A 1,742-nucleotide genomic window follows, 5' to 3' on the forward strand; every position below is an offset into this window, starting at 1 on the left:
TTATTTACTTTATGTTGAGAGGAAAATAAATTTTTCATTCATAAAAATTGGTGATGCTTTATTAAACCTTCTCAGTATTACAAAAAACTTAGCAACTAATTTGCACGAATGGCATTATTTTAAATCAGGCAAAAAAAAGCAAACTGGATTTCATACTACGATCAGAAAAAAAATTCAACCAGAAATATTAAAGGCTGTTTCTTCCGACTTTTTTCTCATTATCTTCTATCCGGCAACCTCTCTACATCACCCATCTTCAAATCAGGATGTTCTGAAATGATTTTTTGAAAATCCGACAACTCTCCCACATAAGCAGTTATTTTATAAAATATCTTACTTGAGCTTACGTTTGTATCTACATAAAAGGTATCTGCTGTGGAAGTTAGAATGGTAAAGGCCGAATCCGGTAAATTGCTGGAATAGATAACATATCCATCTACACTTATCGGATTGCCATAAATAGTTGTATCTACACTAGCCCAGTTAATTGTTGCGTCTAATCCGTTAAGTTGAATCGTTATATTAGCAGGAGGGGCTGGAAATACATTACTATAAACGGTGATGAAATTATTTTTTTCTTTAGTAACCGTTGAATCATTTTCATCAGTAATTGTTAGTGAAACAGAATAACTCCCATTATTGGAATAAGTGTATGAGGGATTTTGCTCGTAAGAATCTATTTCTCCATCATTCTGGAAATCCCATTCCCATATATCTATATTGCCATTAGATTCGTCAATAAAATTTACAGACAAAGGTGCCAATCCGGTTGTATCTGAAGCAGAAAAATCGGCAATTAAGATAGAATGAGGTGGGTCAGATCCCAATAATTCAAGAGTGGCTGATGATAAATTATCCGACATGTAAATCACAGTATTAGCAGCACTCCAGCCTAAACCAACCGATGCACTATCAATTTCCATCGTTATAGTAAGCAATCTTGTTGAAGTAGTTTGCACAGCTATTCCGCTTGAAATCAATTCAATCTGCAGGAGAGTATTACCCAAAATTTGTGGTATGGTTTCAGATATGCATTCACCCAAATTGCTTGATTGAGGATTTGAGAAAGCTTCGTTTGGAATATTAAATACAAGTGTAGAATTTAAGAAACCATACAGACTTCCAAGAGCTGTATTACTTGACCAAGGAGGATCATTACGGGTGATATATATATCAAAGCTATAACTGCTCCTAGAATTCAAGGTTACATTCGTGATCTCCAGAGTGCAATCTTCACCTGTTCTGGGAGATACAGTTCTTTCTGATTTTTGATATTTGTAAAAATCTGTTTCACCAACAGCTGATATATTGTTCACAATAAATAAATTAAGCAACACTCCAAAAATCAATAATAAGTTGAGTTTTTGCCACAACCCTTTATGCTTGAACATACTTTTTAACATTTCATTCATCATTTTGTTTTCTCCAATATTTTTTTCATTTTCTCATTAAAAAATTATTCTACCTTCTATTTACAAATCTCTGACTTCAGACTCATTATGGCTTGCTCGGATGGTTAAGCCAAAATTTCCCTTTGCCAATACACACTATTTAGAGCCTGTCCGTAAAGGAGCCTTTTCGAGACGTCACGGACCATTCCGTGACGAATTGAAAGAATTATACATTAAGTTAATTAGCGTTATATTTGTGAGTTGGAAAAACTTAAGTCAATTTCAAAAAAACGGAACTTAACTCAAGATTTTCCTTTACGGATGGACACTATTTAGTTAAAGCCTCAAATG

The 1,742-nt window shown here is 33.9% G+C and carries 2 protein-coding genes; one reads left to right on the forward strand and one right to left on the reverse strand.

Annotated features, from left to right (window positions below):
- A partial coding sequence (locus U9P79_09340) for a hypothetical protein (GenBank protein ID MEA2104825.1) occupies positions 1-280 on the forward strand: 280 nt, incomplete at its 5' end.
- Here the strand turns inward: U9P79_09340 and U9P79_09345 are convergent.
- Positions 219-1,415 (reverse strand): PKD domain-containing protein, encoded by a 1,197-nt coding sequence (locus U9P79_09345; protein ID MEA2104826.1) that lies wholly within the window; start codon positions 1,413-1,415, stop codon positions 219-221. The genes U9P79_09340 and U9P79_09345 overlap by 62 nt on opposite strands.
- Positions 1,416-1,742: the final 327 nt, after the last annotated feature.

The organism is Candidatus Cloacimonadota bacterium (genome assembly GCA_034661015.1).
Lineage (GTDB): Bacteria > Cloacimonadota > Cloacimonadia > JGIOTU-2 > JGIOTU-2 > JAYEKN01.